The 16,368-nt window shown below is 41.9% G+C and carries 10 protein-coding genes; 6 read left to right on the top strand and 4 right to left on the bottom strand.

Going from position 1 to position 16,368, the window contains the following annotated elements; all coding sequences use genetic code 11:
* Positions 1–307 precede the first annotated feature (307 nt).
* From dptF to OCV52_RS19125, 6 genes are all read left to right on the top strand, one after another.
* Positions 308–1,906, top strand: coding sequence for a DNA phosphorothioation-dependent restriction protein DptF (gene dptF, locus OCV52_RS19150; protein WP_137408649.1), 1,599 nt, complete (start codon positions 308–310; stop codon positions 1,904–1,906).
* A complete protein-coding gene (dptG, locus tag OCV52_RS19145) occupies positions 1,906–3,255 on the top strand; it encodes a DNA phosphorothioation-dependent restriction protein DptG (RefSeq protein WP_137408650.1) in 1,350 nt (449 codons plus the stop codon). Before dptF ends, dptG begins: the two co-directional genes overlap by 1 nt.
* On the top strand, positions 3,236–8,284 hold the full coding sequence (gene dptH, locus OCV52_RS19140; RefSeq protein ID WP_137408651.1) for a DNA phosphorothioation-dependent restriction protein DptH: 5,049 nt from the start codon (positions 3,236–3,238) through the stop codon (positions 8,282–8,284). The genes dptG and dptH overlap by 20 nt, the downstream gene beginning before the upstream one ends.
* Before the next feature lie 14 nt (positions 8,285–8,298).
* Complete coding sequence (locus tag OCV52_RS19135) at positions 8,299–9,165, top strand: phosphorothioated DNA-binding restriction endonuclease (RefSeq protein WP_137408652.1); 867 nt, start codon at positions 8,299–8,301, stop codon at positions 9,163–9,165.
* 170 nt (positions 9,166–9,335) lie between these two features.
* Entirely contained in the window at positions 9,336–9,977 is a 642-nt protein-coding gene (locus OCV52_RS19130) for a hypothetical protein (RefSeq protein WP_137408653.1), read from the top strand.
* Positions 9,964–11,124 (top strand): DGQHR domain-containing protein, encoded by a 1,161-nt coding sequence (locus OCV52_RS19125; protein ID WP_137408654.1) that lies wholly within the window; start codon positions 9,964–9,966, stop codon positions 11,122–11,124. Before OCV52_RS19130 ends, OCV52_RS19125 begins: the two co-directional genes overlap by 14 nt.
* A gap of 44 nt (positions 11,125–11,168) precedes the next feature.
* On the opposite strand, the gene dndE is transcribed toward OCV52_RS19125, so the two are convergent.
* The 4 genes from dndE to dndB are packed head-to-tail and all read right to left on the bottom strand — an operon-like array spanning position 11,169 to position 16,247.
* The gene (gene dndE / locus OCV52_RS19120) at positions 11,169–11,519 is read right to left on the bottom strand and encodes a DNA sulfur modification protein DndE (RefSeq protein WP_137408655.1); all 351 of its coding nucleotides are present in this window, start codon (positions 11,517–11,519) and stop codon (positions 11,169–11,171) included.
* Positions 11,519–13,528, bottom strand: coding sequence for a DNA sulfur modification protein DndD (gene dndD, locus OCV52_RS19115; RefSeq protein WP_137408656.1), 2,010 nt, complete (start codon positions 13,526–13,528; stop codon positions 11,519–11,521). The genes dndE and dndD overlap by 1 nt, the downstream gene beginning before the upstream one ends.
* An 8-nt stretch (positions 13,529–13,536) precedes the next feature.
* Positions 13,537–15,171 (bottom strand): DNA phosphorothioation system sulfurtransferase DndC, encoded by a 1,635-nt coding sequence (locus OCV52_RS19110; protein ID WP_137408657.1) that lies wholly within the window; start codon positions 15,169–15,171, stop codon positions 13,537–13,539.
* Positions 15,168–16,247, bottom strand: a complete 1,080-nt coding sequence (gene dndB / locus OCV52_RS19105; protein ID WP_137408658.1) for a DNA sulfur modification protein DndB — start codon at positions 16,245–16,247, stop codon at positions 15,168–15,170. Before dndB ends, OCV52_RS19110 begins: the two co-directional genes overlap by 4 nt.
* Positions 16,248–16,368: the final 121 nt, after the last annotated feature.

Here is a 16,368-nt window from a genome sequence, read left to right as displayed (position 1 = left end):
AATGCCTGAAAATGATACATGTTGATGTGTACAGAATATACGTATATTTTTTATGTGGATATAGTACACATTCACTGGTTAGAATTACGGGGTGTTACGTAAAGCAATGTAAGCCAAATCATACTTTTCTAATACTAGACATTATATTTGTTTTAAAAACGAGTAAGATAAACAATTTGCATATGGTGGTGTTGATTCATCAGCTCATTCCATTTTTTTATGGTTATAAGTACCGTTACTTTTCCGTGTTTGATACTATTTATCTCCACAAAAAAAGTCCGTTCAATCAAATTTTGAAGAGATTCCTTTGAACTTAGAAAAAGCCCTCAGCATACTTTCTAAATCATCGCCATACGCGGTAAGTACAGAAAGAGAGCAAAATCAAGATCTTCTTGCTGAATATAAACGCTACATTTACATAAAGACAGACATAGAGGCGGACTTTAAAAGGGCCCTTCTCTCAGCCAAACCGAATCAAATTATTTTTCTTTGTGGAAGTAGCGGCGACGGTAAGTCTGAAATCTTGACGCAATACAGTCAAAAGTACAAAGCGACGCGTGATTTTCATCTTGATGCGACGCACAGCTTCAATCCAAGCCAAACTGCCATTCAAGCTTTAGACGTGCGTTTCTCCGAGTTCAAACAAAGCGATAAACCACTCGTTGTTGGTATTAACGTGGGTATGCTTGGAAACTACGCAGAAGAAGGCGCAGAAGAGCATGACGATATCAAGAAAGTTGTTAGGGATTTCCTCTCTCGCAAGCGCTTAGTAGTCCCACAGGAATATGTATTCTTGGATTTTGAAGACTATCCGAAATTCAAGTTTGATGCAGAAGGCAGTGTTTCTGACTTTGCTGAGCGTTTCCTGAAAAAACTGACCGCTCAGACATTAGAGAATCCGTTTTATGCATTGTATGACAAAGAGCTAAAGTCTCTGGGGCATACGCAACTAACAGCAAATTTTGCACTGTTGAGTCGTCCAACAGTCCAACAGTCGTTGATTGGTTTACTGCTGAAAGCTCGCCTAATAAAAGACCAGTTTATGACGGCTCGAGCCCTACTGGACTTTATTTTTCAACTGCTAGCGGCCGATGGTTATTTATTTGATAACTTGTTTGCGGGCAGTGATAACGAGCTGCTATCCCGTATTCAGAGCTTCGACCCTAGTAACTTGCACACCCGAACAGTTGATGAGTTTGTGCTTCAGCATGGCTTAGGTATTGAACACGAAGATTTTGGGGCTTTTAAAGCCAAGATCAACTCACTGGGAATTTTTGAGATTACCGAAGCTACGTCATTCCTGCGCCTTTTTTACGTACTTAGTGGTGATGATGAACTTTGTAATAAATTTGTTTCAAATATCCAACACGAGTTTACGAACAATTTGGTGGAAGCTTATGCATCTTCTTGGACCTTGCACAGAGATTTCGATGGCTCTGGCAAAATGCGAAAAGCACTTAGCAGCTTCTACAAGGAAACACTGATCGCTGCGCTTCACCGATATTGTAATCGCCATGCTCCAATACTCGATAAAGACGAGTATTTAGTTTCAGTGCTCAACGGCTACAAAACAGCAGTATCCCTTGAAGTCAAACCTGATTTTTTAGCGATACAAAATAACGCCTTAGCAAAAATTGGTACGTTCAACGCTTACTTAAAAGTTGATGAACAGTCGCTCAAGCCCATGCCAATTAGCGTCAAGTTGCTTGAACTTTTGGTAAAGATTGGTCAGGGGTACCGTCCTAACAAGCATGACAAAAATGCTGTTCTCTTACTTGATGAAGCATTGGAGCAGATGCTGGCCGTCGCGAATCAAAAAGATACCTTGTTTATCCTCAGGGGCGACAAACGCTACAAGGTTGTAAAAGAAGAAAGTGACTATTTCGAAGTGAGTGGGATGCACTAATGACAACAGATAACTTCGCATTACCTATAAAAGCTGGGTTGCCGCAAACGGCTGCTGATAAGTTTCAAAACAAGAACACCCTTAACAGTTACATTCCTATTCGTACCAAGGGCAATGACTTTGACTGGTCATCAGTGGTTGGCCTAGTGCTGCGTGGCTTACTTCGTAAAAAAATCGAAAAGTATAACTACCAAGATTTTACCGCGGATTGTAAAGCCAACGTACAAATCAAATTGGGAGAGGAAGATTTTTGGGACGTACTCGAAGACATGTACTTCACCAATCAAGATATCTTCTCAGTGAGCCCTGAGTTTCTATTGTTCAAGAGCCAGAAAAGCGAATGCAAAGCTGGTGATTTGCGTGTAGCGTCTCTTTTCATCAACCTATTAAACGGGCGCCAAATTGAGCAGTTTAATGCCAATTTGAATTTCATTGAACAAGAACTTTTAGAAACGCTGCGTTCAAAAACCAAGCCGGACACAGACAAATCGCTGCGTGCTACTGAAGCACCGTACTTGCCTTACATGGCTGAGGCGTTTAAACGAGACCTTGCATTTCTGACCACGTATCCAAAATACCTGCTGGATGAGTTCGAGCAATTTCTAGCATTTTACGGTTTTGCTTACACTGCTCAGCTGAGCTTATCACTGTCGGATTGGAAAACGGGCGAAGCCCCAGCCGCGAAGCCGCTGTACTTCATCATGGATCATGAACGAGCTAGCAGCGAGCGTATTCATATCAAAAAGCACGGCTATAAGCTTTATAGCGAATCGTCTTTCAAGCTGTTTCCTTTCCTCTCTATGCTGGAGAACCTTCAACCCAACCCTGAGGAATTAAAAAAGCCGTTGTGGCAATTGGCGAGAGATATCGAAAGCTCCAGTAGAGAAGAACTGGCAGAGCAAATTAAAAATTATGCGCTGATGTTCAGAGCTAATCGCAAGTTGGACACCGCTCTGCCTGACAATGCAAGCACAGCCATTGACTGGCTGGAATATGCACTGAAACTCGCTGAAGAGCAGTTCAGAGACCCTAAAACCGACCGCCCGGCCATAATTAAAAAGTACATGACAGAGGTCGAGAAAAACATGGCGACAGATTTTGTTCAGGTCCGTGGTCGCTCTGGTCGGGTGCTGGTACTCACTCAGGACCACATTATTTTGATGACTAACCTAGTGGTAGGTAAGGAAGAGAAAGTTCGCTTCCATGAGCTAATAATTGGCTTCCAGGAAAGGGGCATTTTTGTTGACAAGCAAACAGAACAAGAGCTTATCAAATTCTATGAGCGAATTGGTAACGTTGAACGCATGAGTGATAGTGGAGATGCCGTGTATGTGCGCAAAACAATTTGAATCGTTTCTGGTTGAGCAGTTTTTATTGCACGCGAAAGGAAATATCCGCGCAGGCTATCGCTACCAGTTCAACTCTCCTGATCATGGCAATAGCCAGCGATTGTTTGATGCGTTAGTGGCGCGCAAAGAAGGTGAGATACAAGCTCGCAATGATGTGGTGCTGGGCTATTTGAGCGTAGAAGAATGCAAAGTGGTGCCAGTACTTCATAGTGAGGAAGATGGGGAAACAGGGTTTACCGAGAACTATATTTCTCACTTGCGTGATGAAATTGCAAGCCAAGAAGGCCCATTGAAGGGCTGTGCGCTGGTGGTGATTCACAACAGCCGCCTCGATACCCTTATAAACTCAGCGGAAGATCTAGGCCAGCCAGGTCAGGTTTGGAGTCCAGAGAACATTAAAGTCGCACTTAGCGGTTTTATTGAGCAAACCGATAAGTCTCGAGATGTTTCGCTTTGCCTTTTGGATGACCAATTTGATGCGATTTTGGAAGATGGTGCGACCATGTTTGGTTTCGAGTCGCTATATATGGCTGTCGAAGATGGCGAGCTGTGTTTCAGCGAACTAGGCATGTTCGACGATCCTTTTGTCGCAGAGCTATCTGGGAATAAAAAGCAGATCAAACAGCGCTTGGAAGAAAACCGTGCGCTTTACCAAGAACTGTCGTTTGAAGTAGAGCACTTCGGTCAACAACTCGAAGAAAGGCTTAAAGGCTTCAGCAACAAATTTATCAAAGAGCATTTTTCTGATGAAGGTTGGAAAGATGTGGAGTTTGAAACCTACCGAGAAGAAATCAAAAAGAACAAAATTCAGCACCTAAAGCATGAAGGTGAAGAAGAGCTCAACGATGCAGAGGTGATTGGTCGCTATCCGAAAGAAACCAAAGCAGGGCTTCGAGATCGTCACCTGATTATCGAGTTAGAGGAAGACCAAAGCGAGTTTGAACTTAAACTGAGTTTCTCTGGCACGGGTGATCTAAGCAAAGACCAATTTAAGATCACTCCAGCAAATGCCCTTGGCAAGCAGGAAGTGATCAGTACACGTCTTACTAGCAAAGGTGCAAATGCCACATTGGCTGCCATCTATGCCAATGAGCCTTTGTTTTTTAATCTTGCGCTGAAACGAGACAATAGCTCAGAAAATCACAATTTCCGCTGTTTAGTAGTTAGAAAAGGTGAGTTTTCTCTCGACCAATTTAAAAACATCTTCGTTGTTGAACCGACGAAAAAACGTCTTACTTTGAAGACGGAAGATAACCGTCTCGTGATCAACCCTTCTCTTCCTGATGCGCGAAGCTTAGACGATGTCGGTGAAGTGGTTGATCGCGCTGAGATTGGCGTTGTTAATTTTGAGTCGCTGGCCAACGAATCAGAAGATATTGGCTTTGTGGTGAAATCGGGTGATAACTCACTGGCATTTCGCGTTGAAGGTGAGCAAGTAGAAAGCAACATGTCTTTTCCGTTGCTGCTCAACCAATCACGTTTCCACAAGCTTTTTGATGATGAAGTCTACGGTGAACTCTACCCAAGCAAAGATGTTGTAGCCATTGATAATAGCGAATTCCGTGTGATGGAACCGCGTATCAGCTTGCTTCGTTGGGAAGAGCGTTTCGTGCAGCAGAAGTTGGTTTACTTGGCGGAAAGCAACAGCATGGCACTGGAGCAGTTAAGGTCGATTGATGACGGCCTTCATACTGCTTATCAAGCGTTATTTGACTACCTAGCTTCGCGCCGAACTACGATTTCTTTGGTTTCTTGGGGACCACAATTTGCTTCGCTAGCAAAAGCAGCCGTTGATGCGTGTTTAACCTACTTTGAAGCGATTCCAACCGGTGGCATGTTGACCAAAGAGCAAAAGTTGGTGATGAAAATCGGTGTGGTTTGCGAGAATGGTGAAGAGTATTACTCGCCATTCCACCCATTAGTGTTGGCTTACTACTTGAACCTTTGCAATGAAATGCAAAACGACGACAGCTTTGCCGACTTACCAGCTGTGACATTTAACCGCTTAGGTCCGAGCGGCTTGCTGCCTTATGTTTATCACCCAAAATATGAATTTGCCTACAACCAGCAAGTTACTGAAAACGGATTCTGGGTTAAAAGCGTTCCGCATCAGAAAAGTTGCCTGAAGTTCGTTCGCAAACTGGTTAAAGAGAAGATCAACGAGTTCCAAAAAGCCTTTAGCCACTTGTTCACGGGTTCAGAAAAGAGTGTGCTAGTTAACGCTGTTAATCAGGATAAAGCAGAAGAGCTATTCCTTGCTTTGGTTGACTATGTAAAAGACAACTTGGACAAAGCCGCATCTATTCATGTCAATCTTTATGATGATGCGTTGGTGTTTAATGCCTTTGATACATTTGCAGAAATGTCCAACTACGAAGATTTGAAATCTTGGTTAGAGTTGGACCGCGGGAGAGTGCGTGAAAATGCCGATACCATCATCGATATCCTTCGTACTCGACTGACCTACAGCAAATTCACCAATGCCCACAGCGAACGTGAAGGGCAAGCCTATTCGCATCTTTCATTCTTCAGGAACAATGACAATGTGAAGCTGACGAGTCTAAGCGTTGATGATATGCCAAGTGGTATCGCGTGTGATGGTCTGTTAACTGGCGACGCCTCCAAGAGCGATGAAGGTTCATACTTTACCGCGTTTGGTTTGCAAAATGTTCAGTACGACAGGTTGCCACATTTAAACATGGCGAAATATGTAGGCTCGATAATGGAGCCTGCGCTGAAGCCAAGTACGCAATACACGGGTGCCAATGCACCGGCCCTTGCGGTGAGTGAAGACTTTAAATCGCTTCTGGAGCGCTCATATGACAGCTCAATTTGGACCACCATCATTGACCCTAAAGTTACGCTGGACTTCTTCCATGCCAATCAAGATGTCGTACTTATCCATTACTCCGATCAGTACACCAGCTCAGCGAGTTACGATGCCATTACCGTAACAGCACAGCGTAGGTTGTTCAAACGTGTGGTTGCGCAAAGTGGTGGCGGGAAAATCAATGAGTTCAATGCCTTTAACGGCGATTGGCTCCTTAAAATGATGACCTGTAATGACACGATTCGCAAAGAGCGCACAGGCATTATAGGTGCCTACAAGTTTGCGACCTGTCTTGTAAATAAATCTGATATTACCTGGGTGCCACTGTCTGTTGGTGAGATGATTCGCGTGTCTGGAAACATCGGCCTGAAGATGACAGATAGTGATTTTTCACGCAATGTTCAGGGCTATAAGAAAGGCGCGATTTCAGATGATGTACTGTTGGTTGGCTTTAAAGAAGGCAAGCTTTACTTGCTGCCTGTCGAAGTCAAAACGGGCTCTACGCCAGATTATAAAAAAGCCGTACAGCAAGCCAATGAGCTTCGTCGCTATCTAATTGAAATCCTGAGTGGCTCAACACTCGCTTCGAAGATTTATCGTGGCCTGTTCATTCGCCAGGTGTTGATGCAAATCGATAAATATCGCCTCTACAACGTATTCAGCAATGACTACTTTGAAGCCCTGTTGGCTGAGAAAGAAGAGTGGCTGCGAGGCAACTACAGCATTGCAGAGCTCGAAAACTATCCAGCTGGAGTAGTGGTTAGCCATCTTGAGAGTGGAAGCTGTTTTGAGCCTAGCTACAACATGCAAGAGGGTGTATTGAAGGTAGACCTTCCGATGTCTTTACTGTCATCACTGGTGCAAACTCCGCTTCAAGTGCTAATGAAGGAAAAGGATATCGCTCAGATTTGCCACGTGCCTGAAGAGTATATGTTAATAGGTCAAACTTCTTTGAAAAAAGAAGAATTGTTAGATACCACAGAAGTTGCGGTTAATAATATAGAAGAATTAAAACTCAGCCCACAAGTTGTCGAGCCGACGAAGTTAGTTGCAGAGCCAACCCCAGATTATGCGAGTGAATGCCGAGTTGAAATTGGCCAGAACACACTTACCGGCGAAAAAGTTTTCTGGGAGTACGGACACAAGGATTTAGCAAACCGTCATTTGATCATTTTTGGTAGCTCAGGGCAAGGTAAGACCTACTGTATCCAAGGTTTGTTGATGAGCTTGGCCGATGCTCAAACTCGGTCGCTGGTGATTGATTATACAAACGGCTTCTTGCCGAATCACCTCGAGCCGGAGTTTATTGAAAGAATAAACCCTAAGTCCAACATACTTTGTAATGAGCCATTTGGCATGTCGCCATTTAGAGCTCAAACACAGGATTTTGGCGGGATTTTAATCGAAGAAAAGCCTCATACAGTAGCGGGGCGAGTTGCATCTGTGTTCAACAAGGTCTATTCAACAATTGGCGAGCGACAGATTGCAGTTCTCAATGAAGTGATTGAGTTTGGGGTACAGCGTTATGGCAGAGCTTACAGCTTACAAAATATGTTGGATGACCTAAACGAGGAAGAAACCGCGGGTCCTGCGCTTGCAAGCAAGTTAGCTCCTCTGGTTAAATCCAACTTGTTTTCATCTGAGAGTGATAAAAGCTGGAAAGAGGTGTTCGAGAACGAAGCACACAACTCAACAATTATGCAACTCGCCTCACTTAATCACGATATTTCAATGCTCTGTACTGAGTTTTTGCTTTGGGATCTATATTCTTACGCATGTAGTTACGGGAGTAAGGACAAACCGATCCCTATTGTATTAGATGAAGTACAGAACCTCGATCATCGTCTTGAGAGCCCACTAGGAAAAATGTTAACGGAAGGGCGAAAGTTTGGAGTATCTCTGATTCTAGCTACTCAAACGCTAAGTATGCTGCGCAAAGATGAGCAAGACCGTTTGTTCCAGGCGTCTCACAAGTTGTTTTTTGCACCAGCGAAAACAGAGACAAAGACGTACGCGAAGATTCTTGAACTGAGTATGCCAGGTACAAAGCAGGCTGAGTGGGAAAAGCAATTAGGGGAGTTATCCAAAGGACAGTGTTTATCGGTTGGTTACCATTTGGATAAAGGTCAGCTTAAGATGGGTGTGAAGAAAGTGAAGGTTTCTTCTATGTCTTCACGCTTGAATACCTCTGATGTATGACTTGAGGTAACCCTATGGATCTTTCTGAAAAAATCCAATTAATTTCGCGCTGGCGGCGAGGAGACCAACGGGCTCCTCATAAGCCTTTGATGCTTTTGCATGCGCTATCAGAGTATAAGCAAGGCCACCAGCGTCTCTTTCGGTTTGAGGATGAGGTAGACCAGCAAGTCAAAGACTTGCTGGTGCAATATGGCCCTTCGCGAAAAGCCTACCATCCAGAGTATCCATTTTGGCGTTTAGCCAATGAGAAAGATCCATTTTGGGAATTAGAAAATGGTGAAGAGTGCATTCCTCGTAAGAGTAATACAGACCCCAAAAAGTCAGAACTCATTAAATACAATGTAATGGCTGGGTTTGACGCGAGTTCATACCAGAGCTTAATTTCTAATCCAGAGTTGATTGAAAAAATTGCTTCCAAGTTAATCCAAGACAATTTCCCCGATACATTACAAGAGGAGTTGTTTGTTCGTTTTGGTTTTGAGGTTGATACGTCAACTAAGCAACGTGATCCCAATTTCCGTAAGAATGTCTTACGGGCATACAACTATCGATGTGCAGTGTGTGGTTTTGACTTAGCTTTAGATACTGTTCCGGTAGGTATTGAAGCAGCGCATATTAAATGGAAGCAGTATTCTGGCCCTTGTGAGGTGTCGAATGGTATTGCTCTGTGCAGTATTCATCACAAAGCTCTAGATAAAGGTGTGATTACTTTCGATAGTGAACTTAAAGTTCAGGTCTCTCCTGCTGCAACTGGTGGAACTATGGTGGATCGGTTGATCTGGGACTATGAAAGCAAGAAGATTGATTTGCCTAGAGATGCTTTTTTATATCCAGCAGAGTTGTCTCTTGAATGGCATTTGAGAGAGGTATTCAAGGTATAGGATAAGACTTTTGTTCAAGTAATTATTGTGATTATTGTGATTATTGTGATTAAAAATTAACGTATAACTTTGATTACTTGGTTGATTTTTTTTAAATTTTTTGGTGGTATTGTAATGTACTGTTATTTTAATTATTTAGTCGGCTTGGCTAGTAAATACAAGGGAGTGACATGAATCCGTATTTGGTATACAGCTCCTTACTGATGGTATTGTCGATTATTATTTTCTTTGTGTGGAAGAAAGTTATTTCAGATAAGATAAAGTCTGACTTGAAGTCTTGGTTTGAAAGTTTGAAACCGTCAGCCCAGTGTCATATTAAAACTAGTGTTCAGTTGGCTATTACTTTATTTTTCTCACTACTGCCAGCGATCCTAGCTGCTATGTCAAAAGGTTCGCAAAGCGTTAATTGGTTAGAGATTTTAATCTCAGATCTGAAAGATGGCTCAGTTTTTGTGTATACACCCGCTTTTTTGGCTCAATTTTTTATCCTTACTTTTACTCATGAATTCAAGAACAGCGATGGGATTAATTTTATATACAAAATTGTATTGCTCTCCAGTTTCTATGCCTGTTTTATGGGATCTATGACATATGCAGGGTTCATTGATCGTGGTGTATTTAATTTTGGCGATGAAAAATTAGCCTTACCATCAACAGTTGATTGGTCTGTAATCTTTACGACTTTACTTTCTTGGTACTACTGTACATACAAGGTGACCTACGTGCCTAAATCAACGAAGAAAACGTATAAAGAACAGGAAGAAAGAGCTAACCAGAAATTTGATGAGGTAATGAACAATGCCAAAAATTAAAATAGATGCTATTAAAATTGAGCAACCCATCGGAGAGTTCTTTTTTGGTAAAATGACTGCTAGAGAATTGATGACGATATCATATTCTGATGTTAGACGTTTGGAAAATGAAGAACGCGGTGTGGAGAAGTATTTAGGGATTCAAAGACCTTTAAAGAAAGATAGGGTTAAAGATATAAGCTCTTATATTTCAACCATTGATGCAACATTTCCTAACTCAATTATACTGGCCATAAATGAAGAGCATATTACTTGGGAGGATGGGGAGCTTATTGTTTCTTATAATAAAAATCACTTGGGAAACATTGCCAAAATATTAGATGGCCAACATAGATTAGCGGGATTTGGTGAAGATAACTACACCTATTTAGATTTTGAAGGTAATGAAAAGGAATTTGAATTGCTTGTTACTATATTTGTTAAAGCCGACATGTCAGTACAAGCTAAAATATTTTCCATGGTTAATCAGAATCAAACTAAAGTAAATAAGAGCTTAGTGTACGACTTAGAGTCTTTAGCTGAAACGAGAAGTCCTTGGAAGACTGGTCACAGTATAGCTGTGTATTTGAACAGCAATAAAAAATCACCATTTTTCAGAAGAATAAAGCGGCTAGGTGTAAAATCCCAATCAAATGAACCTGAGCCTTTGACACAAGCTGCATTTGTCGAAAATCTAGTTAAATTAATAAGCCCTAATGCCCAAGAAGACCGAAATATCATAATGGGAAAGGATAAAGGTTTCTTAGGCTTTAAATCTAAGTCATTACCCTATATGGATACGGAAAGCTTACATAAATTTATTTTTCGGAAATCTTTTTCTGATGATAAGGATGAAGTTATACTAAAAGTTGTTTTCGAGTACTTCAATGCAATAGAGAGGATTTGGCCTATTAGCTGGGATAAAACTAATAAAGAATCAGTGCTTAATAAAACTGTTGGGCTAATAGCAATGTTCCGATTACTTGGCTATATACTTCAACTTGGCTTAAAGAATGACGATATTACATTGGATCTAAAAATGCCAGAAGGCTATCTAGAAAATAGACTAAGATCTTTAGATGTGAGTGAGGAGTATTTTGATAATTTTGATGCTATATCAAAGTCAAGTAGTAAAATATTTAAAGAACTGTCAGATAAATTAGTATGATTGATAATAAAGGTGGCTTAGATAGCCACCTTTATTTTTACTTTTCATTGAGCTTTTGAGCTGAAATCGAGAAGTGACTTATGATTTCTAACTGAAGCAATCCCATCTTCAACGTGTGCAGCCCAAGCTTGTTGGTACTCTTTTGTATCCAGCTCTGGGTAGTACATTTTCAAAATTAACTCAGTCACCTCACCTGTTTCACCAAGCCATGTGTACTTATCGAGTACTAGTGAGCCATCTAACTTAACTTCTTGGCCTTGGTATCGAAAATCACTTTCAATAGAACGGAAGAAAGCAATACGTGCCGAAACGTTTGGAGTGATTCCAGTATAGCCCTTCAACTTTTTAAGCTGCTCTTCAGTTGAGCGGGTTAAGTTCATACGGTTAGGTAGCATTACACTGCCTCCTTAATCGACTCTTTCCAGAAGTAACCTTTCTTCAACATTGAAGATTTAGTTGTACCATCGAAACAGATCTCGTAAGTACGTGCAAGATCGTCTTGGATTAGGCTTGTGTAATTTCTATCGATCTCTGTATCTGTCGATAAAATCACAACTTGGTGACTTGCTGTAGGGAAGTAGTTCTCTACCAGCTTATCACGGTGGTGTGAATCCAATCGGCCTAATGGTGTATCAATGATTATTGGCAGCTTACGACCAGATGTGCGACCAAGAGCCTCTAGAATTGAGATAGCGTAGATCTGCTTTTCGCCCGCAGACATCGCTTTACGGTTGATCTTAATACCGTGTTCATCAACTAACTCAACATCAAATGATGCAGGGTTGATTGAAGCAGTTAGCTGAAGATCTTCTTTACGAGCTAACTTTTTGTATGATTGAACGAATTCATTTTCTAATTGATTTACACGTGCTTTGGTTAACTGTTCACCAAACTTCTCTAGCAATAAAATTGAGTTTTGGGCGTTGCTAACACTTTGATCTTTATTGGACTGATCTTTGTGCTTATCGTGTAGTTTTTGAATTTGACGAGCTATTTCCAGTGCTAATCGAAGTTCTCGTTTCGCCTTTTCTAGTAACTTATGATATTCGATTATCAGTGTTTCTTTCTTCTTATCTAAAGCACGAACATCTGCAAATAGCTCCTGCACTTGCTCCTGCTCAGGGGCGCGCGCGATATTGCTGGAAGCATTGTCGATCTCTTCTTCAACTTTTTGAAGGCGTATTCGTGCTTTATCAAAGCGAGCAAAAGAGTCCTGAGAAAGGTTTGATAACTGGTAGTCGATGGTGTTTGACTGGCGGTCAGAAATATCTAGAAGTAGCTCTGTAGAGTCAAATTCACCTACGTGAGCTTTAAAGCTGTCTGCGATTGCATTCTGGGCCATCTCAGTATCAAAGCTTGGATATTTGGAGCATAGGGTTTCTAAGAATGAATCTAGCTCATTACCAAAGTTCTGTTTCTTCTTAACCTGCTGCTCTTGCTTGATTTGAGTTTGTAGTCTTTGCATTGCTTTCGGAGCAAGTGAAAACGGAAGGTTGGTTTCCATCTCCATACGGATCTGTTTTTCAAGCTCCACTTTTTCTTTCAACAAGCTTTCAACTTTTTGTTGCTCATCTTCTCTGGTTTTTGCCCATGCGCCACCATTTTGAGAAAGCTTATTCTCCAGACTAAGGATGTCGCGTGACACTAGTTCGATTTGAGCATCAACAATGTCTGCTTCACCACGTAGCTTTTCAGCTTTACGCTCGTGAACAATGCGTTGTTCATCTAGTGAATTCATCTCTTCTTTTAGAGATTGACTTAAAGCGCCTGCTCCCTGTTTTTTTAAGAAGATGTTCAGATCGCTTTTAAGCTTAGCTATAACATCTAATCCCAATAAACGGCGAACCGCAGTTTTAAGTACGCTACCAGACTCATCTTCTGCTAATTCGGCAATCTTTTCACCGTCAAAGAAGAATAAGTCAGCGATGCCTGTTGGAATCAGTTCATTAAGAAAACCTTGGCACTGTTCGTAATTGAGCTCTGGAATTTGGATACCATCTTTCTCAAGGCAAAGGTTGTCTTTCTTGCCACGTTTCCAACCGCGAATCACTTTATAAGTGTTTTCTTCGCCGTTTTGGCTGTATTTAAACTCAAGCTCGATCGATGCATTGTCCTGAACCCCACCGTGGCCGACACCTTTGTGAATCAGTTCCGATAATGCGTCAACATAGTCACCGTTTGAAAGTAATTGGCTAAATGATTGACGCCCGAAAAGCGCTAAGCGAACAGCTGTCAGTATTGACGTTTTACCAGCGCCATTTAAGCCGCCAAACAAAATAATAGGTCGTTCGGTCCCTTCGATAGGGCCACTTTTACTTAGACGAGCTGGGGCTGGGCGCAAGTCAATTTCATGTACACCGCGAAACACGCGAAAGTTGTTTAAAGTTAGTTTTGTAATCAACATTTCAGTATTTAAAACTCTTTTTGAAGCTGTTTATCTAGGTCAGCAAGCTGCTCGTTGTAGCGCTCAATTTCTTGTTGGTGAATATCAAACTCGGCTTTGCTTTGCAGTGAAGCATGCTTTTGTTTGATTTCTTCCAAGCTTCCCCAGTCTCGTTTCAATAGCGATGCGATCTTGTTCGAGATGCCACTACGACGGCTCAAACCTTCCATAGAGACCTCTAACTCAATGAGCTTCATGACCATTTCAGGTTCGACATCGAAATTATTGCAAAGCTCATGGATCAGCTGTGCGTCATCTTTACCAAAACTTGCGTTATCGTCATACACCCAATCAAGGTCGTAACCATAAACGTCTTTAAAAATAGTTGGTAGAGAATCATCCCAATCCGGCTCATTTGGATCATGGATCCACTCTTGGCGAATAGCATGCAGCTCTGGCACTGTGATTAACTCAATCTCTCGGCCTTCAGCTTTAAATTTATTATCTAGCTCTAGCAATTCACGGAGCCATTGACGGCGGTATTTAAGCCAGTAAGGACCCGGGACGTGTTTACGCTCGCTAGCAATATCTTCGCCTTCTTTCGCGTATTGGTAGCTTACGCGACCGGTACGACGTTTATGGTTTCTGAACTCTGCTTTGTTAGCTGGGTCTGTCGTCATTGCTAACTTATTACGGAACTCAAGAAGAGGTGCCATCCACTCTTCGCCATTTTGGATAAGGCTTTCCATCGCACGGTCTTTGGTTACTACGGTACATGTCCAACAACCAAAACGAGAGTTACCACAAGAGGGAGTCGTTTCGTCAATCACCATTGGGCATTCACCTTGGCCTGAAGAGTCTTTATATAGATTCCAAAGTACTAGGTTTTTACCGCCCCAAGGGTTTTCCCATTCTAGGTCATAGTCATCTTTCCAGATGTTTCTAATACCTAGTGGCGTTTCTTTTGTCTCTAGGTGACATAAACGCAAGATCTTCCAAACATCATCAACAGCCCATGTATCAATAGGGGTGTAAATGAATGCATTGGCTAGCGTTGTATGGCGAGCTAGACGAGAGCCATCAATTTTGTGTTTAGCGATAACCTGAGCACGCGAGGCACTTTCTTGGCTACGTGAGCCCAATACAACAATCACCTCATCAAATTGAGATACTTTGCTTTTGATGAAGTCACTAACCGGATCGATCTTCATTCGCTCTGTACACCAGCGAAATGAACGTGTCGGTGCTGGGTAGCCTTTACCAAGAAGACTTGACCAGAACGTTTGGTCTGACTCTGGTACAACTTTGTGACAGCTGATTGGCAAGTCGTCGCGCTTGGCTCCTTTTTGTATCGCAGCTAAGGAGTCTTTAATGTGGTTAACAACAACAGGTGTCTCGACCAGTGTGTCTGATGAAACGACAAATACGGGTTTGTGGCGTTGCTCTTTTTCTAGGCCAAGTAGTGCCATATAGATTAAAGACATGATAGCGGAGGAGTCTTTACCACCACTGTAGCCAATCACCCATGGGCGGTTGTCTGCGCAATAGACGCGTTGAACGTCAGCAACATAGTAGCTGAGTTTGTTATTTGCGAACTCTTCAGCGTTGATGAATTCTTGGTATTCTTCGGCGAGATCTTCTGCCAATTTTAGCTCGTGTATCATGATAACTGCTTCTCTAGAGCTTTTTCTTCTGGGGTTAGTGGTAACCCAAGTTCAATTTTAAGTGCGTTTGCCGTGAGCTGAATGTTGATGTTCGATTTACTCAACTTGCCGTGGTTCATGCTACGCTTTATCCATTCAGGGTTGGTTTTCAACCAATTAACTTTCCCTAGTAACTGGAGCTTTTCTTTCCATTTTTTTGGCTCTTGGCACAACAGGTGTTTACCCAAGACGCCAATCGCATGCAGCCCGACACCATGTGCGTGGATGTATTCTTGGCGAAGCTGTGCAGGAGATACTTGTTTGTTGATCACCATTTGCCAATCTTTAATATGGCGAGTGACCTCTTCCCAAAACTCAGCAGCTAACTGCTTCTCTTCTTCAGTGAAACCATCTTTAGGCCCTTTACTTAAAAGTGCTCGTGTTGATTGTTTAATACTGCTTAAAGTAAATAGCTTGTTCGACTTTGGACTGATGTTGGACTTTTCCATTTCAGTCATTCCGATGAAGGGTTTCACTTTAGCTGCTAATTCACGCGCTAATTCAGAGCTTTCGTCTCGGTGATCGTAGAGAGTGCCAAGTGATGGACTGGGTTTTACTGCGTATTTATTTAAGTCAGCAAACATTTGTTGGCTTCTACCTAAACCTTCATCGATAAAGAACAATACTGGAATGTTATCTTGCCCAAGGTCTGGATTTTCTCTTAGTGCTTCTTCTATCGCTTTACGACGGTGTTGACCATCGTTAATTAGAATCTGCGCATCCATCGGGATTTGAAGCGTACCTAAATTAGGCGCACCTTCATGATCGTGGAAAGATATATCAACGCCAACCGATGCTGTTAATGCTGAGAATACGTACTCTTTAGGGTTGTCGAGTAGGTATTTGACCATTTCAGGTATACGAGTCTTGTTTAGTGTTCTTTGAGCTCTAAGCTCTGGTGGAACATCATCTTCGTTATAACTGAAAATCTTAGGGATGATTCGAAGAGGGCATGTCGCAATGTAAAATGGACGTCCTGCTTGAATACCTCTGACAGCTGGAAATGAATAGCAATAGCCTGAATCTTGATTTTGCATAGTGAACTCTAAGTTATGTTATTTGTCTATGACATAAACCATAGTTGGTATGTCATATTTTGACAAACTAAGCTTTTAGTTTGTTATGCTTTAGTCTTATCTATGCGAATTATCACATAGG

This window comes from Vibrio chagasii (assembly GCF_024347355.1).
GTDB classification, from domain to species: domain Bacteria; phylum Pseudomonadota; class Gammaproteobacteria; order Enterobacterales; family Vibrionaceae; genus Vibrio; species Vibrio chagasii.
The sequence above is the reverse complement of the archived record's forward strand: the minus strand, read 5'-3'. Positions and strand labels throughout refer to the sequence as shown.